The organism is Cronobacter condimenti 1330 (genome assembly GCF_001277255.1).
Classification (GTDB): Bacteria; Pseudomonadota; Gammaproteobacteria; order Enterobacterales; family Enterobacteriaceae; genus Cronobacter; species Cronobacter condimenti.
Window position 1 is genome coordinate 612,481 of sequence record NZ_CP012264.1, and the last position, 22,745, is coordinate 635,225.

Annotated in this window: 17 protein-coding genes; 15 read left to right on the forward strand and 2 right to left on the reverse strand. The window is 57.8% G+C overall.

What is annotated here, in order from left to right; all coding sequences use genetic code 11:
• The first annotated feature begins 40 nt into the window (after window positions 1–40).
• From AFK62_RS02875 to AFK62_RS02895, 5 genes are all read left to right on the forward strand, one after another.
• The gene (locus AFK62_RS02875) at window positions 41–1,324 is read left to right on the forward strand and encodes a carbohydrate ABC transporter permease (protein WP_085960951.1); all 1,284 of its coding nucleotides are present in this window, start codon (window positions 41–43) and stop codon (window positions 1,322–1,324) included.
• 9 nt (window positions 1,325–1,333) lie between these two features.
• Window positions 1,334–2,185, forward strand: a complete 852-nt coding sequence (locus AFK62_RS02880; RefSeq protein ID WP_007664885.1) for a sugar ABC transporter permease — start codon at window positions 1,334–1,336, stop codon at window positions 2,183–2,185.
• A 4-nt stretch (window positions 2,186–2,189) separates the two neighbouring features.
• A complete protein-coding gene (locus AFK62_RS02885; RefSeq protein WP_007664887.1) occupies window positions 2,190–3,389 on the forward strand; it encodes a glycoside hydrolase family 53 protein in 1,200 nt (399 codons plus the stop codon).
• 97 nt (window positions 3,390–3,486) lie between these two features.
• Window positions 3,487–5,547, forward strand: a complete 2,061-nt coding sequence (locus AFK62_RS02890) for a beta-galactosidase (RefSeq protein WP_007664890.1) — start codon at window positions 3,487–3,489, stop codon at window positions 5,545–5,547.
• Window positions 5,548–5,615: 68 nt separating this feature from the next.
• On the forward strand, window positions 5,616–5,933 hold the full coding sequence (locus tag AFK62_RS02895) for a glucose PTS transporter subunit EIIB (protein WP_007664893.1): 318 nt from the start codon (window positions 5,616–5,618) through the stop codon (window positions 5,931–5,933).
• 232 nt (window positions 5,934–6,165) lie between these two features.
• On the opposite strand, the gene AFK62_RS02900 is transcribed toward AFK62_RS02895, so the two are convergent.
• Window positions 6,166–7,434, reverse strand: coding sequence for a maltoporin (locus tag AFK62_RS02900; protein WP_007664899.1), 1,269 nt, complete (start codon window positions 7,432–7,434; stop codon window positions 6,166–6,168).
• Window positions 7,435–7,706: 272 nt separating this feature from the next.
• Between AFK62_RS02900 and AFK62_RS02905 the strand changes: the two genes are divergently transcribed.
• The 5 genes from AFK62_RS02905 (at window position 7,707) to AFK62_RS02925 (ending at window position 12,020) form a co-directional block, all read left to right on the forward strand.
• Entirely contained in the window at window positions 7,707–8,780 is a 1,074-nt protein-coding gene (locus AFK62_RS02905) for a LacI family DNA-binding transcriptional regulator (RefSeq protein ID WP_007664902.1), read from the forward strand.
• A gap of 140 nt (window positions 8,781–8,920) precedes the next feature.
• Window positions 8,921–9,391: a MarR family winged helix-turn-helix transcriptional regulator gene (locus AFK62_RS02910; RefSeq protein WP_007664905.1), complete on the forward strand. Its 471-nt coding sequence runs from the start codon at window positions 8,921–8,923 to the stop codon at window positions 9,389–9,391.
• A 2-nt stretch (window positions 9,392–9,393) separates the two neighbouring features.
• Entirely contained in the window at window positions 9,394–10,461 is a 1,068-nt protein-coding gene (locus AFK62_RS02915; RefSeq protein ID WP_007664907.1) for an HlyD family secretion protein, read from the forward strand.
• Window positions 10,451–11,521: a DUF2955 domain-containing protein gene (locus AFK62_RS02920; protein WP_007664910.1), complete on the forward strand. Its 1,071-nt coding sequence runs from the start codon at window positions 10,451–10,453 to the stop codon at window positions 11,519–11,521. The genes AFK62_RS02915 and AFK62_RS02920 overlap by 11 nt, the downstream gene beginning before the upstream one ends.
• Window positions 11,522–11,621: 100 nt before the next feature.
• Entirely contained in the window at window positions 11,622–12,020 is a 399-nt protein-coding gene (locus tag AFK62_RS02925) for a putative T6SS immunity periplasmic lipoprotein (protein WP_007664913.1), read from the forward strand.
• Here AFK62_RS02925 and AFK62_RS02930 read toward each other — a convergent pair.
• Window positions 12,005–13,027: a LacI family DNA-binding transcriptional regulator gene (locus AFK62_RS02930; protein WP_007664916.1), complete on the reverse strand. Its 1,023-nt coding sequence runs from the start codon at window positions 13,025–13,027 to the stop codon at window positions 12,005–12,007. The two genes, AFK62_RS02925 and AFK62_RS02930, sit on opposite strands and share 16 nt — an antisense overlap.
• A gap of 310 nt (window positions 13,028–13,337) precedes the next feature.
• On the opposite strand from AFK62_RS02930, the gene ascF reads away from it, so the two are divergent.
• The 5 genes from ascF (at window position 13,338) to AFK62_RS02955 (ending at window position 22,710) form a co-directional block, all read left to right on the forward strand.
• Window positions 13,338–14,801, forward strand: a complete 1,464-nt coding sequence (gene ascF / locus AFK62_RS02935; RefSeq protein WP_007664919.1) for a PTS cellobiose/arbutin/salicin transporter subunit IIBC — start codon at window positions 13,338–13,340, stop codon at window positions 14,799–14,801.
• A gap of 13 nt (window positions 14,802–14,814) precedes the next feature.
• Window positions 14,815–16,245, forward strand: a complete 1,431-nt coding sequence (locus AFK62_RS02940; protein WP_007664921.1) for a 6-phospho-beta-glucosidase — start codon at window positions 14,815–14,817, stop codon at window positions 16,243–16,245.
• Window positions 16,246–16,474: 229 nt separating this feature from the next.
• Window positions 16,475–17,743 (forward strand): cytosine permease, encoded by a 1,269-nt coding sequence (codB, locus tag AFK62_RS02945; protein ID WP_007664922.1) that lies wholly within the window; start codon window positions 16,475–16,477, stop codon window positions 17,741–17,743.
• Between the two features lie 33 nt (window positions 17,744–17,776).
• Window positions 17,777–19,012, forward strand: coding sequence for a cytosine deaminase (gene codA / locus AFK62_RS02950; RefSeq protein ID WP_007664924.1), 1,236 nt, complete (start codon window positions 17,777–17,779; stop codon window positions 19,010–19,012).
• A 650-nt stretch (window positions 19,013–19,662) separates the two neighbouring features.
• Entirely contained in the window at window positions 19,663–22,710 is a 3,048-nt protein-coding gene (locus tag AFK62_RS02955; RefSeq protein ID WP_053531701.1) for an autotransporter outer membrane beta-barrel domain-containing protein, read from the forward strand.
• The last annotated feature ends 35 nt before the right edge of the window (window positions 22,711–22,745 follow it).

Here is a 22,745-nt window from a genome sequence, read left to right on the forward strand (position 1 = left end):
TCAGAAGGAGCCGTGTGTGATTATCAGTCCCAGCGAAAAGATGCCCGTAGCCCGAGGGGCGGGCCGACACGCCTGGTGCGCGCTGCTCTGCGCTCTGCTGCCGGGCGTGGGCCAGTTTTATAACCGTCAGTGGCTAAAAGGCGTCACCTTTCTGGTGCTGCTGGCAAGCTTCCTTGGCGTGTTTCACGATTTCCTGCGTATGGGGCTGTGGGGGCTCTATACGCTGGGTGAAGAAGTGCCGCGCGATAACTCTATCTTCCTGCTGGCCGAGGGCATTCTGAGCCTGCTGGTGGTGGGGTTTGGGGTGACGGTCTATTACTTCTCGCTGCGTGACGCCTGGGTGAATGGCAAGCGCCGCGACGAAGGGCTGACGCTCAACAGCGTACGCAAGCAGTATCAGTTGCTGCTCTCGGACGGCTTCCCGTATCTGATGATTGCACCAGGTTTCATTCTGCTGGTGTTCCTGGTGGTGTTTCCGATCCTGTTTGGGTTTGCCATCGCCTTCACCAATTACAACCTTTACCACACGCCGCCTGCGAAGCTGGTGGACTGGGTGGGGCTTAAGAATTTCGTCAACATTTTCACGCTCTCCATCTGGCGCTCCACATTCCTTGACGTGCTGCAGTGGACGGTGGTCTGGACGCTGCTTGCGACCACCTTTCAGTGCACGGTGGGCGTACTGCTGGCGATCCTGGTGAACCAGAAAGATCTGCGCTTTAAGCCGCTTATCCGCACTATTTTCATCCTGCCGTGGGCGGTGCCGGGCTTTGTCACCATTCTGGTGTTCGCCGGGATGTTTAACGACAGCTTTGGGGTAATTAACAACGCGATTCTGGCCTTCTTCGGCGTCTCGCCGAAGCCGTGGATGACGGACCCGTTCTGGACCAAAACGGCGCTCATCATGATGCAGACGTGGCTCGGCTTTCCGTTTGTGTTCGCCATGACGACCGGCGTGTTGCAGGCCATCCCGGATGATTTGTATGAAGCCGCGAAGATGGACGGCGCCAGTACCTGGACGCGCCTTCGCACCATCACGCTGCCGCTGGTGCTCTATGCGATTGCGCCCATCATCATCACCCAGTACACGTTCAACTTTAACAACTTCAACATCATCTACCTGTTTAACAACGGCGGTCCTGCGGTGGCCGGCTCGAACGCGGGCGGCACTGACATTCTGGTCTCCTGGATTTATAAGCTGACGATGTCTTCGTCCCAGTACGCCATCGCCGCGACAATAACGATTCTGCTCTCCATCTTTGTGGTGGGACTGGCGCTGTGGCAGTTCCGCGCCACGAAATCGTTCAAAAATGACGAGACGGCATAAGGAGGAGTCATGGCCAAAAGACAAAGCATGAAACAGGAAAAGTGGCTGCGACTCTCGCTCTCGTGGCTGGTTATCCTGACGGTCAGCGTGATCATTATCTATCCGCTTATCTGGACGATCGGCGCGTCGCTGAATGCGGGCAACAGCCTGCTGAGCAGTTCGATAATCCCGGAAAACCTCTCGTTCCAGCACTATGCCGATCTGTTCAACGGTCAGGTGAATTACGTCACCTGGTACTGGAATTCGATGAAAATCAGCTTCATGACCATGGTGCTGACATTAATTAGCGTCAGTTTCACCGCCTATGCGTTCTCGCGCTTTCGCTTTAAAGGGCGTCAGAACGGGCTGATGTTGTTCCTGTTATTGCAGATGATCCCGCAGTTCTCGGCGCTGATTGCTATTTTCGTGCTGTCGCAGCTGCTGGGGCTTATCAACAGCCACCTGGCGCTGGTGCTGATTTACGTCGCCGGGATGATCCCGATGAATACGTACCTGATGAAGGGGTATCTCGACGCTATCCCGAAAGATCTCGACGAATCCGCGCGCATGGACGGTGCCAGCAATTTTCGGATCTTCATCGAAATCATCATGCCGCTCTCTAAACCTATCGTTGCGGTCGTTGCGCTGTTCTCCTTCACCGGGCCGCTCGGGGATTTCATCTTATCGAGCACCATTCTGCGCACGCCGGATAAATACACGCTGCCTATCGGGCTTTATAACCTGGTGGCGCAGAAGATGGGCGCGAGCTACACCACCTACGCCGCGGGCGCGGTGCTGATTGCCGTACCCGTCGCCATCCTCTATCTGGCCTTACAGAAATACTTCGTCTCCGGCCTGACCTCCGGCAGTACCAAAGGATAATCTGATGAAACTGTGTAAACCCGCACTGCTTGCCGTCTCGCTGGCCTGCTGTTTTTCCGCTTTCGCCGCCACGATGACGCCGATTACCCCAAAACCGTTGTCGCTCCCGGCAGATTTCATCAAGGGCGCGGATATCTCCACGCTGCCGGAGCTGGAGCGCCAGGGCGCAAAATTTTACGACGCGCACCATAAACAACAGGACGCGCTGACTATCCTGCGCCAGAACGGCGTGAACTATGTGCGCCTGCGCCTGTGGGTTGACCCGAAAGACAGCGCCGGCGCGCCTTATGGCGGCGGCACCAACGATCTCGCCACCACGCTTGCGCTGGCGAAGCGTGTGAAAGCGCAGGGCATGAAGCTGCTGCTCGATTTCCACTACAGCGATTTCTGGACCGACCCCGGCAAACAGTTCAAGCCGAAAGCCTGGGAAAACCAGAATTACGACCAGCTGAAAACCACCATCCACGACTACACCCGCGACACCATCGCTGAATTTAAAAAGGCAGGCGTCCTGCCGGACATGGTGCAGATCGGCAATGAAATTAACGGCGGCATCCTGTGGCCGGAGGGCAAAAGCTGGGGGCAGGGCGGCGGCGAGTTTGACCGTCTCGCGGGGCTGTTGAACGCGGCCATCAGTGGCCTGCGGGAAAATCTCACCCAGGGTGAGCAGGTGAAAATCATGCTGCATCTGGCGGAAGGCACCAAAAACGACACCTTCCGCTGGTGGTTTGATGAAATCACCAAACGCCAGGTGCCGTTCGATGTCATTGGGTTGTCGATGTACACCTACTGGAACGGGCCCATCAGCGCGCTGAAAGCCAACATGGATGACATCAGTAAGCGTTACAACAAAGACGTGATTGTGGTCGAGGCGGCCTACGCGTACACGCTTGAGAACTGCGATAACGCCGAAAATAGCTTCCAGCAAAAAGAGGAAAAAGACGGCGGTTACCCGGCGACGGTGCAGGGCCAGTACGACTACGTGCATGACCTGATGCAGAGCGTGGCGAATGTCGAGAACCATCGCGGTAAAGGCATCTTCTACTGGGAGCCGGCCTGGATTGCGGTGCCCGGCAACACCTGGGCGACGCCCGCGGGCATGAAGTATATCCACGACGAGTGGAAGACCGGCAACGCCCGCGAAAACCAGGCGTTTTTCGATTGCCATGGGCAGGTGCTGCCGTCGGTGAAAGTCTTTAATTAATCCCTTTTATTCCATTTATATCCTGATGAATTCACCCGGCAGGGCGCGAGGCCTGCCGGGTGAAACCGGACGGGTATGCAGTACAGGAAGCTTACAAATGAACAAATTTGCGCCTTTAAGTCCGAAGGTCAGCGCGCTCTTGCACGGCGCGGACTATAACCCGGAGCAGTGGGAGCACTATCCCGGCACGGTAGATAGCGATATCGCCATGATGCAACAGGCGAAATGCAACGTGATGTCTGTGGGCATTTTCAGCTGGGCGAAGCTTGAGCCGGAGGAGGGCGTGTTTACCTTCGAGTGGCTCGACGACGTTATCGACAAGCTGTATCAGGGCGGCATTCACGTTTTCCTTGCCACGCCGAGTGGCGCGCGTCCGGCCTGGATGTCACAAAAATATCCGCAGGTATTGCGCGTAGGGCGCGACCGCGTACCGGCGCTGCATGGCGGGCGTCATAACCACTGCATGAGCTCGCCGGTCTATCGCGAAAAGACGGCGACCATTAACCGTCTGCTGGCGGAGCGCTATGCGCACCACCCGGCGGTGCTCGGGTGGCATATCTCTAACGAATATGGCGGCGAGTGCCACTGCGATCGCTGCCAGGAGAATTTCCGCGGCTGGCTGAAGGCGCGCTACGGCACGCTCGACAAACTCAACGCGGCCTGGTGGAGCACCTTCTGGAGCCACACCTTTACCGACTGGTCGCAGATTGAATCCCCGGCGCCGCAGGGCGAAAATTCCATTCACGGCCTGAATCTGGACTGGCACCGTTTTAACACCGCGCAGGTGACCGATTTCTGCCGCCATGAACTGGCTCCGCTGAAGGCGGTGAACCCGGATTTACCGGCGACCACCAACTTCATGGAATATTTCTACGATTACGACTACTGGCAGCTTGCCGAACCGCTCGATTTTATCTCCTGGGACAGCTACCCGATGTGGCACCGCGATAAAGACGAAACGGAGCTTGCCTGCTACACCGCGATGTATCACGACCTGATGCGCACGTTAAAACACGGCAAACCGTTTGTGCTGATGGAATCCACGCCCGGCACCACCAACTGGCAGCCTACCAGCAAGCTGAAAAAGCCGGGGATGCATATCCTCTCCTCACTCCAGGCGGTGGCGCACGGCGCGGATTCGGTGCAGTACTTTCAGTGGCGCAAGAGCCGCGGCTCGGTGGAGAAATTCCACGGCGCGGTCGTCGACCATGTCGGTCATCTTGATACCCGTATCGGGCGCGAAGTGGCGCAGCTCGGCGATATGTTAAGCCAGCTTGATCCGGTGGTCGGTGCGCGCGTCGATGCGCAGGTGGCGGTCATTTTCGACTGGGAAAGCCGCTGGGCGATGGACGACGCGCAGGGCCCGCGCAACCTCGGGCTGGAGTATGAAAAAACCGTTGCCGAGCACTATCGCCCGTTCTGGGAGCAGGGGATCGCGGTCGATGTGATTAACGCCGACGCCGATCTCAGCCGCTATAAGCTGGTTATCGCGCCGATGCTCTACATGGTGCGCGACGGCTTTGCACAACGCGCCGAAGCCTTTGTCGAGCAGGGCGGTCACTTCGTGACGACCTACTGGAGCGGCATTGTGAACGAAACCGATCTCTGCCATCTGGGCGGTTTTCCTGGGCCGCTGCGTAAGCTGCTGGGTATCTGGGCGGAAGAGATTGACTGCCTTGCCGATGGCGAACGCAACCTGATTCAGGGGCTGGCGGGCAATGAGTGTGGGCTGCAAGGGCCGTATCAGGTGCGCCACCTGTGCGATTTGATCCATACCGAAGGCGCGACGGCACTTGCGACCTATCGCGACGATTTCTATGCCGGGCGCGCGGCAGTGACCGTCAACCGGTTTGGCGCGGGCAAAGCCTGGTATGTCGCCTCGCGTAACGATCTCGCCTTCCAGCGCGATTTCTTCGGCAACATCATCAAAGAACTGGCGCTTACGCGTGCGCTGGAGGCGGATTTCCCGCCAGGCGTCACCGCGCATGCCCGCCAGGATGGCGAATCAGCGTTTATTTTTGTTGAGAACTACACTGGTGCGCCGCAGTCGGTGACGCTGCCGGAGGGCTGCGTGGATATGCTGACGGGCGATGCCGTCAGCGGCAAGCTGCCGCTCGCGCCCTGGGGTTGCCGGATCCTGCGCCGCCACCTCGCCTGAGTTTTCTCCCTGCGCGCCCGTTCACCCGAACGGGCGTTTTTTTATTCTCCGCCCGAAAAGGAGCCGCTATGGTTAGCCTCAAATCGTTTCTCCAGCATGTCACTCGCCCGCAGCCTGCAAGCCCCACCACGTTAACCGAGGAGGAGCGTCAGCAAATCGCTCGCCTGGTGGCGGATTTCGGCGGGCAGGACAATATCGAACACGTTGATGCGTGCATGACGCGACTGCGCGTCAAAGTGAAAGATTTAACCCGCGTGGACCCGCACGCGTTGCAGGAAGAAGGCGCGCTGGGGGTCATTATCCTCGGCCAGGAGGTGCATGCGATTTTCGGCAAGCAGTCCGACGCGCTGCGCAAGCTGCTGGATGAGCGTTTTACGAGTCAGTAAAGAAACGAGCCAGTCATAAAAAAAGCGGGATAACCCTGCATAAAAGGTTATCCCGCAAAAGGCAACGAGGGTGCATCAGCGGCTTGCGCCTTGATGGATGTGCCAAAGTTCTCGGAGATACAACGCTAACCCTGCGTTGTCGCAAGCCAGGCTGCGATGTCAGACGGCGGCGGTTTCGGGCCGCTACCGTCCATGCTGCCTGTAGCTTTCGGCGCGTCAGGGGGACTACGACTTACCACCAGGCCTCAACCTGAACCCCGAAGTTCCAGGTGTCGCTGGCGGTGCCATCCTGTAACGATTTGCCGTTCTGCGAATCGTTAAGATAAGAGGCGAAGACGCGCAGTTCCGGGCGCGACATGAAATCCGGCCCATCGGCAAGGCCCAGCGCGAGGGTGTACTTCTCGCCACTCTGTTTGTAATGCGTGCCGTTGTTATAGGTGTCTTTCTGCCAGAACCCACCCACTTCACCGATGAGGCGCACGTACTGCGTGAACTGATATTGCCCACGGCCCACCAGTGAGAAGAGGCGCGATTTATCGGTCGTGGCGGTGATATCGTCCGCCGAGCCCCAGGTCAGCACATGGTTAAAGGAAAACTTGTCGGTGACAGGAATAAGACCGGTGTTGATCACGCGATAACCGCTGGCGTCGTTCACGTCGTTCCACATGTCATACCAGCCGCCGCCCTGCGACACCATGTTCTGCGCAAGCCCTTTGTTGGCGTACTGCAACACTAACTTGTTATAACCGCCGAGCATGTCCTGGCTGATTTCGCCGGTCAGCATGACGCCGTTATCAGCCTCATACAGACCGCCGTAATCCTTCTGTTTGTCAGTCGGGTTTGGCATGGCGTAGTCGATGCCAAACTCGGTCCAGGCGCCGGTCCACGGCTTCCAGCCTGCGTAACGTAAGTCGAGATAGTTGATGTTGACGTCGTTATCGCCATCGACACGGTAGTCGAGATCGTTCGCATCGCCACGGATCCATGCAAAAGAGACGGCGCCCGGGCCTACGGTGTAGTTTTCGATCCCCGCGCCAGAGCCTGAGATGTTCCAGTATTTAGTGTCGATGATGTGCAGATCGTGGCGCTGATAGTAACGCTTGCCGCCCCAGATAACGGCGTTCGGATCGCCCGGGACAAGCCCTTTGATCTGCAGGTTTAACTGGCGCAGGCCGAATTCGGCGTCGTCATTACGGGTGCTTTCGTTATCGTTGGAACCGTCAGAAACCATGCTGACCATACTGTCGACATAGAAACTGACTTCGTCTTTTTTGTAGACTTCCGATCCCAGCTCCACTTCGCCATAGGTGTCGGTTTCGTTACCCAGACGCCCCAGCTTGTTTTTTTGCCATTCTTCCTGACCGCCATCCTGCGAGACGCCCACGCCGCCACGCAAATAGCCATGAAAATCAATAGGTACAGAAGATGAGGCCGCCATCAGGCAGGGTGAAGTCAGCGCGGCGGCTAACGCAACGGCCACTGTGCGTAGCGTAGTATTCATAGTAACCTCTTTTATTGTTTTGTATTACGTTCACATAACCGCAGCCATAAAACGCCTTTGTTAAATATCAGGCAATTTTGATCTTAATTAATTGTGACGAGGTGCAAATAAATCAGGCTTTTTTGTAACGAACGGTGATGTTTCTCACGAGTTTTATGTATTGTGAACGTAGTACTTTGCTTAACGGAAGGATAACGGGGATTTGTGCAGAAAAGGTTTTTCCGGCTGGCCCCTGTTACAATCAGCCCAGCCCATGAAAAAGGAACCGGAACATGAAGTCTAAAAGCGCCACACTGGAAGACGTCGCCCGCCATGCGGGGGTTTCCTACCAGACGGTGTCTCGTGTACTGAATAAGTCTGCCAATGTCTCTGAAGCCACGCGCCGCAAGGTAGAGGAGGCGATCGCGCATTTGCGTTATGTGCCGAACCGACTGGCGCAGCAGCTTGTCGGCAAGCAGAGCATGACCCTTGGCCTGGTCACCACATCCCTTGCGCTACACGCGCCGTCGCAGGTGGCGGCGGCGGTGAAACGTTACGCAAATGTGGACGGTTATCAGGTATTGATCTCAATGATCGATGAGAGCGTCAGCCAGGGGATCCAGGATTCCATCAACGAGCTCAAGTCACAGCTGGTGGATAAGGTTATCATCAACGTGCCGCTGGAGACGCAGGAGGCCGAGAAGATAGCCGCCGATAACGACGATATTCTGTGCCTGTTCCTGGATGTTGATCCCTACAGCTCGGTGTTTAATGTTTCTTTCAATCCGGCCGATGGCACACGCGCCAGTGTGAAGTATTTGTATGAGATGGGGCACCGGGAGATTGCACTGCTGGCAGGCCCGGAGCGCTCGGTCTCGGCGCGGCTGCGTCTGAAAAGCTGGGTAGAGACGCTGGAGAGCTACGGCCTGAAGCCCGTTACGGTGTTACACGGCAACTGGGACGCCCAAAGCGGCTATGCGGGCGCGCTGCAGATGCTGCGCGAAGCACCGCACTTTACCGCAGTGCTGGTGGCGAACGACCAGATGGCGCTTGGGGTGCTCAGCGCGTTCCATCAGCAGCAGCTTTCCATTCCGGGCCAGAAATCAGTGATTGGCTATGACGACACCTACGAAAGCTCGTTTTTCTACCCGGCACTGACGACAGTCTCGCTCGATCTCGATATGCAGGGTAAAGAGGCGGTACGCCGGTTACTGGAAGCAAGCGAAAGCGACGCCTCCCGGTTGTCGTCGATTCTGCCAGCACGGCTCGTTATTCGTCACTCTACCGGCCCGCGTGAAGACGACACGCCAGACATGCGCAAAATCGCCGATGAACTGCGGCTTATCGCCAGTCGTCTTAGTCAGTAACCACGCCCATCATGCCCGGGCTGCTGCGCGATAAGTAGCGGCCCGCGCGTTTCGCAATCCATGCTTTTTCCCCGCCCGTTTCTTGATACTTATCCTGATAAGTATTAAGTTGCCCTCCCGCTAACCGAAGGGAGCCTCCGATGACTGAAGATGAACGGTTCGCACGCCGTCCCATGGGTATGCGTATGGCGATGATTGTGCGCCAGTGGCGCGCCATTATCGATCACGCGATAACCGGGACGGGCCTGACGCAGTCTGGCTGGACGGTGCTGATGCAGCTTGATCAACAGGGGGACAACATTTCGGTAAGCGAACTGGCGCAGGTGCAGGGCATCGAATTGCCGCCGCTCATGCGCACGCTGGCCTGCCTTGAAAGTAAAGGCTATCTGGTGCGCAGCACCTCGCCTTACGACAAACGCATTCGTCTGTTATCGCTCACCGACGACGGCAGGGCGATGCTCGCCACGCTAAATGAGGTGATTACGCGTTATCAGGCGCGCGTGTCGCAAAATATTCCCGCGCAGGATATGGAAATCTTCAGCGAAACGTTAAATCACATCGCGTGTAATCTGCGGACCATCCGCGAAGAAGACCTCGATAACACACAATAACTATGATGACTCCGGAACAAAAATTTGCCCGCTGGGTAAGGGTGAGCATTGCCAGTTTTCTGGTGATGTTCGTGTACTTTATTTTCGCCGATATCTGGATCCCGCTGACGCCAGATTCCACTGTCATGCGCGTGGTGACGCCCGTCTCCTCGCGGGTTTCCGGCTATGTATCTGCGGTGCACGTCGCCAATAACCGTCATGTGAAAAAGGGCGATTTGCTGTTTGAACTGGACGCCGCGCCCTTTGCCAACCGTGTGGATGCAGCGGACATTGCGCTGCGCCAGGCAAAGCTTGCCAACGATCAACTCGATGCCCAGTTAGCCGCCGCCAGAGCGAACCTGACGACCGCGCGCCTGACGGCCCGCAATGACAAAGTAACCTTCGATCGCTACCAGCGTTTGAGCGCGCTGCAAAACGTCTCGCAGCAGGATCTTGATAAAGTGCGCACCACCTGGCAGACCAGCGAACAGGCCGTGGCGCAACTGGAGGCGAAAATTAATGAGCTGACCATCGCGCGCGGTGAGCGTGACGACAGCCGCAACGTGACGCTGCAAAAATACCGCAACGCGTTGCAGGACGCGCAGCTGAACCTGGGCTGGACGCAGATCCGCGCTGAGGCCGACGGCACCGTCAGTAATCTTCAGTTAAGCCCCGGCTGGTACGCCGCCGCCGGAACGCCTGCGCTGGCGCTTGTGAGCGAGCACACCGACATCGTGGCCGATTTCCGTGAGAAGAGTTTACGCCACACGCAGGTGGGCACCGATGCGGCGGTGGTGTTCGACGCGCTGCCGGGCAAAGTGTTCCACGCGCATGTGATAAGCCATGACGCGGGTATTCTCGCCGGCCAGCAGGCCGTGAACGGCCAGCTTTCTCAGCCGGAAGAATCAAACCGCTGGGTGCGTGACGCGCGGCGTATGCGTATTCACGTGGCGCTCGACGAGCCGCTGCCGCAGTCGCTGCCGACCGGCGCACGCGCCACGGTACAGCTCTATAACAGCGAAGGGCCGTTCGCCCGTTTCTTCTCAGGGCTGCAAATCCACCTGATTAGCCTGCTGCATTATGTCTATTAATACGCTGGCGAGGGTCTTTACGCCCCACGGCAATATCGTTTACACGGCGAACGATTTTCGCCAGACGCTGCGCATCATGGCGGCGGGCGTCACGGCGCTTAGCATCTCAAGTTTCTACAACACCAGCTACGGGGTCTTTTTCGTTATCTACCCGATTATGCTCTTGTCGCTGGTGCCCGTGTTTAATCGCCATGTCGCTAAACAGTTCATCTTTAGTGCGGCGCTGAACTGCATCGAAATGGTCATTATCGTCGGTTATCTTTCGCAGTGGCCGGTGATCATGACAGGCGTGGTGTTTGCACTCTACGTGATGCGCTTTCGCTTTATGAGCAAAGGGCCCCTGTTTCTCTTTGGCTCTATGGGCGTGGTCTGTCAGAGCGTGATGCTTAACTTCATGAGTTACCCCACCAGCGACTGGCATACGCTGTTGTTTTCGAACATGGAGGCGAGCGTGATGGCCGTGGGCTTAAGCGCTCTGATGCACTATCTGCTGCCGGATGTAGAGCCGCGCAAGCCGCCGCCGCTAATTGAGAAAGACGCCGCGCGGGTGCGCCATGAATACCTGCTCTCCGGTACGGTGGCGACGCTGAACTTCGTGGTGTTTCAGATGGCGGATTTGAGCGATTCGCTCTCGGCGCTGATGGCGGGCATCCTTATCCTCTTTCCCATGCATTACCGCGGCGCGGTATTAAGCTCGCTGTGGCGCGTGGTGGGCGTGGTGATTGGCTGTCTCTATGTGCTGCTGGTGCAACTGGTGCTCTACGATCACAGCAGCCATATGGTGTTGATGATGCCGCTTATCGCGCTCGGCTTTGCCTTTAGCGCTCGCCTGCACGTGATGGAAAAGGTCGGCGCGGGCGTGGGGTTCGCCAGCATTACGACGCTTGGGATTATGTTTGGCCAAAACCTGCACCCCGACACCGATCTGGTGTTCAGCGATCTCTACCGCATCAGCTCCGTCACCGTGTCGCTGCTGATAACCCTCACGATGGTATTTTTAGTGCACCTCATCTTAAACCGCTTCGCCGCCACCCGTTACGTGGTGAAAAGCGAGCCTTAAGTGGGTTGCATTGCGCCGCGTGGATGGCTGGCGAGCCCCTGCGCAGCGCGTTAAACTCGTGATGCATGATGCATAACGGAAATGCTGAGGAAGCAGAAAATTGAAACGCCTGCTGGTTGTGGTTGTGACAGGTTTGCTGACAGGGTGTCCGTCCGGTGCGGACAGGATATCTCTCGAAGAGCCAGCCGCGGTAATGGCGCGTGGCGATACGGTCTGTTTACTGGTGGCGAATAAACCTGATGAGGTCATCAGCTCGGTTGAAATATACAGCGAGAAGGGAGAGTCCTTAATGGAATCGCAGTTGCCCGAGGCGAAACGCCACGTGGCGCGCGGGCAGTGTTTACCCGATTTGGGATTTAGTTATCGCCCCGGTAACCGCTACTCCGCCTATTACTATTTCCAGAACCGTAAAGGCGGCCCGCAGCGCTTATTCGCCGCGCATTTCGCCACGGCTGCGCATTTCCCGCTAACTATTAGCGCCACTTACGCGCGCCCGTAATAAGGCCCGTTGCCGACGGAATCACGCAGGATGAGCTCGGAGACAAACAGGTTGTCGCGCGAGAGATAACCACCGTCGAGCATGGAAATCAGGCGGTTGATGGTCTCGTGAACCATGTCCGACACCGGGTCTTTGACGCTGGCGAGCGCCGGGCTTAAAAACGGCGCGGTGGGGCTGTTGTCGAAGCCTATCAGCGATACTTGCTGCGGGACGCTGATGCCCGCATCGGTCAGGGCTTTCAGCGCGCCGACCGCCATATCGTCGTTACTGGCGATAAGCCCACTGAACACGACCTTACTTTCCAGCAGCGTGGTGACGGCTTGTGCGCCGCTCGCGGGTGTCCATTTTCCTTCCACGATAAGCGCAGACGCAGCCTTGATGTCATGCTGGCGCAGCGCCTCCTGGTAGCCTGCCAGACGCTCCAGCGCGGTTGGGGAGTCGAGCGATCCGGTGATAAACGCGATATCGCGGTGGCCGCGCGCAATCAGCGCGCGGGTGGCCTCAAAGCCTGAGCCTTTGTGATCGCAGCAGACGCAGTGGCTCTGATGTTTGCGCAGTTTACGGTTCACCACCATTACTGGCTGACGGGTCTGGCTGATGATGTCGTCTATCTCATCGACGCTCAAAAAACGCGGATAAAGAATGATGGCGTCGCAGCGTAAATCGAGCAAAAACTCAATCGCCTCGCGCTCTTCGCGGGCGCTGTGTTTGCCGTCGACCAGAATCAACTGCCGGCCATTCTCTTCCAGCTTTTTCGCCGCACGGGAGAGGATTTCGCTGAAGTAACTGCCGCTGTAGAGCGTGTTGGTGACCACCATCCCGATGCACTGGGATTTGTTGGTCGCGAGGTTGCGCGCCAGCAGGTTCGGACGATAGCCGGTGGCTTCGATGGCATCGAAGACCTGTTTGCGCGTCTCTTCGCTCACATACCCTTTGCCGGAAAGCACGCGAGAAACGGTGGCCTTTGAAACGCCTGCTTTTTTGGCCACTTCCTGCATTGTTGACATGGGTTCACTCCGGCTCAGCTTACGTGCCGCACATTCTACACATTTCCTACCCAGGCGGCAGGGCATTGCGCAGGCTTATGCGGGTGTCATGGCGATCTTCATCACAAATTTTAAAGCCTGATTAAATTTCTGTTGATCTGTTTTATGCACACAACCACTCTAATGTGGAACCGGTTACCTATTTCATCATCCTGCCAGCGCAGCGTGGCGTTTCGCACGAAGCAATCTGGCAAGTACCTGAATTTAAAATAATAAACGCGCAGGGGCGGAAGTAGCGCCACGGCGTGTGATAACGAGAGATTTCACCATCATGTCAAAGAATTACGTAGCGCTGGCGCGCGCGGTAGTCGATGCGATTGGCGGTGGCGGTAACGTGGCGGCAGTCACGCACTGCATGACGCGCCTGCGCTTTGTGCTTAACGATGATAGCGCGGTAGACATCGCGCGCCTGAAAACCCTCCCGGGCGTGCTGGGCGTGGTGCGAAACGACAACCAGTGCCAGGTCATCATCGGCAATACGGTGTCCCAGGCCTATGCGGAAGTCCTGAAGCTGCTGCCGGAAGGCGCGCGGGTCGAGCGTGCGCTGCCGCGCAACGACAAGATCACGCTGCGGCGCATCGGCGCGGGCATTCTGGATGCGCTGATCGGCACCATGTCGCCGCTCATTCCGGCCATTATCGGCGGCTCGATGGTTAAACTGCTGGCAATGGTGCTGGAAATGTCGGGCGTGGTGGCAAAGGGTGCGCCAACGCTGACCATTCTTAACGTCATTGGCGACGGCGCGTTTTTCTTCCTGCCGATCATGGTGGCGGCCTCCGCCGCGGTGAAGTTTAAAACCAATATGTCGCTCGCCATCGCCATCGCGGGCGTGCTGGTACACCCGAACTTCGTTGACCTGATGGCGAAAGCCGCGCAGGGGCAACCGGTGGATTTCATTGGGATTCCGGTCACGGCGGTAAAATATACCTATACCGTGATCCCGGCCCTCTGCATGACCTGGATCCTTTCCTATATTGAACGTTGGGTGGACAAAATCACGCCAGCGGTGACCAAGAACTTCCTGAAGCCAATGCTGATTGTGCTGATCGCCTCGCCCATTGCCATCATGCTGATAGGCCCGATTGGCATCTGGATCGGTAGCGGCATTTCTTCGGTGGTTTACACCATCCATGATTATCTGGGCTGGCTGTCGGTGGCTATCATGGGCGCGCTCTGGCCGCTGCTGGTGATGACCGGGATGCACCGTGTCTTTACGCCAACCATCATTCAGACTATCGCCGAAACCGGCAAAGAGGGCATGGTGATGCCGTCGGAAATTGGCGCCAACCTGTCGCTTGGCGGCTCGTCGCTCGCTGTCGCGTGGCGCACCCGCAACCCGGAACTGCGCCAGACGGCGCTGGCCGCGGCGGCCTCGGCCATTGTGGCGGGAATTTCCGAACCGGCGCTCTATGGCGTGGCGGTGCGGCTTAAACGCCCGCTGGTCGCGAGCCTTATTAGCGGCTTTGTCTGCGGCGCGGTCGCCGGGCTTGCAGGGCTTGCCAGCCATTCGATGGCGGCGCCGGGGCTCTTTACCAGCGTGCAGTTTTTTGATCCGGCAAACCCGATGACGATTGTCTGGGTCTTTGGCGTGATGGCGCTGGCGGTAGTGCTTTCGTTCATTCTGACGCTGGTGCTGGGCTTTGAGGATATTCCTGTCGACGAGGCGCAGCCTGCCCGCGACGAGGCGCAGCCTGCCGCTTTCACCACGCAGGCGACCGCCGTAAAAACGAATTAAACAGAGGATGCGTATGGACAACAAAACATTTCCCGAAGGATTTTTATGGGGCGGCGCCATTGCGGCAAACCAGGCTGAAGGTGCCTGGCGCGAGGGTGGCAAAGGGCCGACCACGGTTGATATGCTGCCGCATGGCCCACATCGTCTGGCGGTAAAACTCGGTCAGGATAAACGCGTTGCCTGGCGTGACGATGAGTTTTACCCAAGCCATGAAGCGATCGATTTTTACCATCGCTATAAAGAAGATATCGCCCTGATGGCGGAGATGGGCTTCACGGTATTCCGCACGTCGATAGCCTGGAGCCGTCTCTACCCGAACGGCGATGAGCAGACGCCGAACGAAGCGGGCATCGCGTTTTACCGCGACCTTTTTAGCGAGTGCAAAAAGTACAATATCGAGCCGCTGGTAACGCTCTGTCATTTCGACGTACCGATGCATCTGGTGACAGAATATGGCTCCTGGCGTAGCCGCAAAATGGTGGAGTTTTTCACCCGCTACGCGCGCACCTGTTTCGAGGCGTTCGACGGTCTGGTCAAGTACTGGCTGACGTTTAATGAAATTAACATTCTGCTACACAGCCCGTTTTCCGGCGCCGGTCTGGCCTTTGAACCGGGCGAAAATCAGGAGCAGGTGAAATACCAGGCCGCGCACCATGAGCTTATCGCAAGTGCCATCGCCACCCGCATTGCCCATGAAGTGAACCCGCAAAACCAGGTGGGCTGTATGCTGGCAGGCGGCAATTTCTATCCCTATTCCTGCAAGCCAGAAGATGTCTGGGCGGCGCTTGAGAAAGACAGAGAAAACCTGTTTTTCATCGATGTGCAGGCGCGCGGAGCCTACCCGGCTTACACCCAGCGCCTGTTCCGCGAGAAAGGCATCGTCATTGAAAAAGCACCAGAAGATGACGAGATCCTGAAGGATACCGTCGATTTCGTGTCGTTTAGCTACTATGCCTCGCGCTGTGCATCAGCGGATATGAACACCCAGGTGACCAGCGCGGCGAACATCGTGAAGTCGCTGAAAAACCCCTATATCGAAGCCAGCGAATGGGGCTGGGGCATTGATCCTTTGGGGCTGCGTATCACCATGAACATGATGTACGACCGCTACCAGAAACCGCTGTTCCTGGTAGAAAACGGCCTCGGCGCGAAAGATGCTTTCAATGAAAAGGGCGAAATCGAAGACGATTACCGTATCAGCTATCTGCGCGAGCATATCCTTGCGATGCGCGAAGCCATCGAAGACGGTATCCCGGTGATGGGCTACACCACCTGGGGCTGTATCGATCTGGTTTCTGCCTCAACCGGCGAGATGAGCAAGCGTTACGGTTTCGTCTGGGTGGATCGCGACGATCAGGGCCGCGGCACGCTCGAGCGTAAACGTAAAAAATCATTCTGGTGGTACAAAAAAGTGATCGCCAGCCACGGTGCCGATCTCGACTGACGTCACTCTGCGCGCGTCGCCTTAAAGGCGGCGCGCGGCTTTTTACCGCTCCCGCAAATGGTGCAAGACGCGACACGTTGCACAACGTCTGGGCGCACGCCACCCGATTTTCACCTCTTTATGTGCATACTGCACACTGTGGTGTGGCTGTTATGCCCTACTATTTCTGGCATATAACTTGCTCAATCTCTGCGCAATCGCGTTTTTACTTTTTCGCAGAGGACACGTTATGTCAGCGAACACCGAATTCCCGTTAAGCGAAGCGCCCGCAACAGGACGCAAAGGCCTGCTTTCCATTTCTATGGTGTTGTTCAGCTTTACCTTTTTTACCGGCACGATGTTTGCGGGCGGCAAGCTCGGCGTCGCCTTTCCTATTGTCGATATGCTCTGGATTGCCACCATCGGCAATCTGCTCCTGGCGCTCTACGCCGCGGCGCTGGGGGCTATCGCCGCCCGCAGCGGATTAAACACCGTACTTATGGGCCGCTTCTGCTTTGGCGAAATGGGCAGCAAGCTCTCCGATTTTCTGCTTGGTTTCGCAGAGCTTGGCTGGTATGCCTGGGGCACGGCGACGGTCGCGATTACGCTTGTGAAACTGCTCGCGCTGCCGGAATGGCTCACCACGCCGCTGATGGTGTTCTTCGGCCTTGCGTTTTGCCTCACGGCGCTGGTGGGCTATCGCGGGCTGGATCTGCTGTCGCGCGTCTCGGTGCCGCTAATGTTTATGCTTTTGGTGACCTCGATGTGGATAGCGACCCGCCACGCGGGCGGCTGGCAGGGGATGCAGCACATTGCGCCGACCGAGACGCTGAGCGGGTCTGCGGCGATTACCATGGTGTTCGGCACCTTTGCGAGTGGCGCGACCCAGGCCACCAACTGGACACGGCTTGCGCGCAGCAGCACAACCGCCATGACCGGCAGCATGATCAGTTTTCTGCTCGGCAACGGGCTGATGGTGGTGGCGGGCGCGTGGTGCGCGGTGGTGTATCAGCAGGCGGATATTGTGGCGGTCATGACGCTACAGGGGTTATCAGTCGCAGCCGTCATCATGCTGTGTCTCAACCTCTGGACTATCCAGGGGCCGACTATCTATAACGTGTCCGCCGCAGCCTGCCATCTGCTGCGCAGCGAACGCCGCCGCACGCTCACCGTCGCGAGCGCGGGCATCGGCATTCTGCTCGCCATCGGCGGGATGTATGAAATGCTTATCCCGTTCCTGGTGCTGCTCGGGAGCATCATTCCGCCGGTCGGCGGCGTGATTATCGCGGATTACTGGTTTTACCGCCGCGGGCGCTACCCGGCGCTAAGCGAGACCCGCCTGCCGCGTTTTAATTACGCCGGGCTTGCGGCTTATGCGCTCGGCGCGCTGACCGCGTATTTCTCGCCGTGGATAGCGCCGCTGGTAGGCATCGCGGTGTCGGCGGCGAGCTATCTTGTGTTGGTGCGCCTGGTGCGAGGCCGGCAACCGCGCGATGCGCTGGCGGAACCGCAACCGTGAGCCGCCCTTACCGTCTTATTGAAAGGAGCCGTTATGAATATCGTTAATGCCCGTTTACGCCGCCGCGAAGGCTGGTTCACGCTGGAACTGAACGGCGGGGTGATTAAAGCCATTACGCCGCAGACGGCGATGCAGCCGCCGCTTGAGGGCGAACTCGATGCGCAGGGAGGCCTGGTCATCCCGCCGCTGGTCGAGCCGCATATTCATCTGGACGCCACCCTGACGGCGGGCGAGCCTGAGTGGAACATGAGCGGTACGCTGTTCGAAGGCATTGAGCGCTGGGGCCAGCGCAAAGCCACCATCACGCATGACGACACCAAACGCCGCGCGCACGCGACAATCGGGATGCTGCGCGATCACGGCATTCAGCATGTGCGCACCCATGTGGATGTGACCGACCCGACGCTTGCGGCTCTGAAGGCAATGCTGGAGGTAAAAGAAGAAGCTCGTCATCTTATCGATCTGCAAATCGTCGCGTTCCCGCAGGAGGGCATTGAGTCGTACCCGCAAGGACGCGCGCTGATGGAGCAGGCGGTAGAGATGGGCGCGGATGTCGTTGGCGGCATTCCGCACTTTGAAAATACCCGTGAGCAGGGCGTCAGTTCGGTGAAATTTCTGATGGATCTGGCCGAGCGCACCGGCTGTCTGGTGGATGTCCACTGCGATGAAACCGATGATGCGCAGTCGCGCTTTCTCGAAGTGCTGGCGGAAGAAACCCGGGTGCGCGGCATGGGCGCGCGCGTCACGGCGAGCCACACGGTGGCGATGGGCTCGTATGACAACGCCTATTGCTCAAAGCTGTTCCGTCTGCTAAAGCGCTCCGGGATAAGCTTTGTTTCCTGTCCGACGGAAAGCATTCACTTACAGGGGCGTTTCGACACCTGGCCTAAGCGGCGCGGTGTCACGCGTGTGGCGGAGCTGGATCGCGCGGGCATGAACGTTTGCTTCGGGCAAGATTCGATTAAAGATCCGTGGTACCCGCTCGGCAATGGCAACATCCTGCGCGTGCTCGATGCCGGGCTGCATATTTGCCACATGATGGGCTATGAGGATCTCAAGCGCAGCCTGGACTTTGTGACTGACAACAGCGCCCGGGCGATGAACCTTGGCGATAACTACGGCATTTGTGAAGGGCGCCCCGCCAATCTGGTGGTGCTGGACGCGCCGGATGATTACGAAGTGGTGCGTCGCCAGGCGAAGGCGCGTTATTCCGTGCGCCACGGAGAGGTGATCCTGCGCCGCGAGCCAGAAACCCTTCACTATTCCTGAATCGCCCTGCATTAATACCGTTATTCCACAAGCGCCTGCGGGCGCTTTTTTTATGGACGATTAACGCTATTTCGATGAATTATCTCAATGTGGTTATTTTTTATTCTTCTTTGCGAAAATTCCTAAAAGACAGAAAATGCGCCATAGGCTTTTTTAATTTTTATTTATGCATCATCCAGAAATACGTCTTAAATATTATGCCTGATGATTTCTGGTTCTTATATTTGCGGAAAAATACTATTTCATGTCTTATAGTTAATAGGTGGTAATCGGTTAATATTTCGTGCTTTTTTATTTTTGCTGCCACTAAGCGAAGCGGTAAATCAAAAAGTGGGGTCTCTGCGCGCGTTTTTTTAAAGACGCATTAACCGGCTGAAACCCCTCAACCTATAGAAAAATAATATGACACACGTCACTTTTTAAAATTTTCTCACGCTATCATCTCGCTGGTAAAAATAATTAAATTCTGCTTAACCTTTATATTCGCGACGGCCGTTATGGCTGCGCGCAATACCAATGACTATAAGGGCCGGCGTGTCTGGCCCGCATATTAATCACAATGGACGGACTCTGGGATGATCAACAGAAGCAGAGCAGTTGAACCTGTTCAGGCGGGATATTCGCCTGTGCGGGGCGGGCGCCGTATTCGCATGAGCGCGCTGGCGGTAGCGTTAGGCCTGGCCGGTATCGGACCGGCGGCAGCCAGTAATTATATTGAGCAGGGTAAAGCGGGCGACGCCGCCAGCTGGCGGAGCAGCGAATTTAATGCGGAATGGGGTCTGGGCGCTATTCATGCCGATGAAGCCTACGCCGCAGGTTATACCGGCAAAGGGATTAAGCTGGGTATTTTCGATCAGCCGGTTTATGCGCAACACCCGGAATTTTCCGGCACCAATAAAGTGATTAACCTGGTGACGGAAGGGATTCGTGAATATACCGACCCGTATATTCCGGTGAAAAAGGGCGATGCGTTCCGCTATGACGGTACGCCGTCCGTGGATTCTGACGGCGAACTGGGCGCACACGGCACCCACGTCGGCGGCATCGCGGCGGGCAGTCGCGACGGCGGCCCGATGCATGGTGTGGCGTTTAACTCGCAAATCATCAGCGCCGAAAACGGCGACCCCGGCCCGGAAGATGGCATCATCCTTGGTAACGACGGCGCGGTATATGAGGCCGGCTGGCATGCGCTGATGGACAGCGGCGCGCGCATCATCAACAACAGTTGGGGCATCGGCATCACTGAGAAGTTCGATCAGGGCGGGAGAGATCCCGCGTATCCGCACTTTACCGTCGCGGATGCGCAGGCGCAGTTCGATCAGATCAAAGCGATCCTCGGCACCAAACCTGGCGGCGCGTATCAGGGCGCTATCGACGCGGCCCGCAGCGGCATCGTCACTATTTTCGCAGCCGGTAATGACTACAACCTCAATAACCCGGATGCGATAGCGGGGCTGGCGTACTTTGTGCCGGATATCGCGCCGAACTGGCTGACGGTGGCGAGCGTGATGAAAGATCCGGCCTCCGCCAACAGCATTCCTTACACCATCAGTACGTTCTCCTCCCGCTGCGGTTACACGGCGAGCTTCTGCGTTTCGGCCCCGGGCAGCCGTATCTACAGTTCGGTTATCGAAGGCACCAGCCCTGAGACGCTCACCACCGATTATGCCAACTACAGCGGCACCTCGATGGCCGCGCCGCATGTGGCAGGCAGCGTGGCGGTGCTGATGGAGCGCTTCCCGTACATGACTGGCGAACAAATTGCGACCGTGCTGAAAACCACCGCGGTGGATATGGGCGATCCGGGCATCGACGCGCTCTACGGCTGGGGGATGATCGATCTCAGCAAGGCTATCCATGGGCCGGGTATGTTCTATACCGCCGAAGATATTCCTGAAGCATTCCGTGTGCCGGATCCAGACGGTGTCGCTTACGGCTCGTCGCAGTTCGTTGCGAATATCCCGGGCATCGGCGAGGAAGTGGAGGCGGGCACAAACCTCGCGCGCACCTGTAACGATATTCAGTGCGCGCTTGATCTGTGGTCGAACGATATTTCCGGCCATGGCGGTCTGACCAAGCAAGGCGCGGGCGCGCTCTGGCTGACCGGCAACAGTACCTACACCGGCCCGACGCTGGTCAATGACGGCCTGCTGGTGGTGAATGGCTCCGTCACCTCCGACGTGACCGTTCAACAGCAGGGCGTGCTGGCAGGGAACGGTACGATTGGCTCGCTGACGGCAGCGCGCGGCGGTACCGTCGCGCCGGGTAACTCCATTGGCACGCTGAATGTGAATGGCGACGTGACGTTCCAGCCGGGTTCGCGTTATGCGGTGGAAGTTTCGCCGGACGGGCGCAGCGATGTCATTAACGCCACCGGCGCAATTGCAGTTAACGGCGGCGAAGTGGCGGTCACGCTTGAGAACAGCAGCAATCTGCTGAGCCAGTCGGAAGTGCGCAGCCTGCTCGGCCAGCAGTACAACATTTTGTCGGCGACGGGCGGCGTGACCGGCCAGTTCGACAGCGTGGCACCGGATTATCTCTTCCTCGGCACATCGCTTGGTTATGCCGCCGGGCAGGTGACGCTGGATGTGGCGCGTAATGACACTTCCTTCGCAAGTATCGCAGATACCGCCAATGGTCGTGCCATTGCCAACGCCCTGGAGACCCTTGGCGCAGGCAACCCGGTGTACGAGAGCCTTCTTGCGACCGGTTCGGTTGCGCAGGCTCGCCAGGCGTTCCGCCAGTTGGGCGGCCAGATCCATGCGGATATCGCCTCGGCGCAGATCAACGACAGCCGCTACCTGCGCGATACGCTGAACGAGCGTCTGCGTCAGGCGGAAGGGCTTTCCAGCGTCTCGCCTGTCGCGGCAGATGACGGTGGTGCCTGGGCGAAACTGCTCGGCGCGTGGGATCACGCCTCTGGCGATGAGAACGCCACCGGCTATCAGGCGTCGACCTACGGCGTGCTGCTGGGGCTTGATTCCGCCTATGCCGACGACTGGCGCATGGGGGTGGCGACGGGCTACACCCGTACTTCGCTTGATGGCGGCTACGGCGCGAACGCAGACAGCGACAACTACCATCTGGCGGTCTACGGCGGCAAACAACTGGGCGAGCTTGCGCTGCGCGCTGGCGCGGGCTACACCTGGCACCGCTTCGACACCAGTCGTTCGGTCAGCTACGGCACGCAGTCCGATCGCACCGAGGCGAAATATAACGCGCGTACTGAGCAGTTCTTCGCAGAAGCGGGTTATCAGCTGGCGGCGGGCATGGTGAGCGTTGAGCCGTTCGCGAATGTCTCTTACGTGAACTTTGAAAACAACCGCATCCGCGAGCAGGGTGGGGCGACGGCGCTGCGTGGCGACAAACAGCACACCGACGCGACATTCTCCACGCTGGGGCTGCGCTCAGGGCTTGAGTGGGACGCGACCGCAGAAACGACCGTGGCGCTGCGTGGTGAAGTGGGCTGGCAGCATCAGTACGGCTCCCTCGATCGCGGCACGGGGCTTAAGTTCCAGGGCAGTAGCACGCCGTTTGTGACCAACAGCGTTTCGGCCTCACGCGACGGTACGGTGCTTAAAGCCAATGCCGAAGTCGCCCTGAACCGCAACGCGCATCTGTCGCTTGGCTACAGCGGATTGATTTCAGAGAACTATCAGGACAACAGCGTGAATGCAGGCTTTAGCTGGGACTTCTGATAAACCGGGACGTTCCCGGTAGTGAAAAAGGCGCC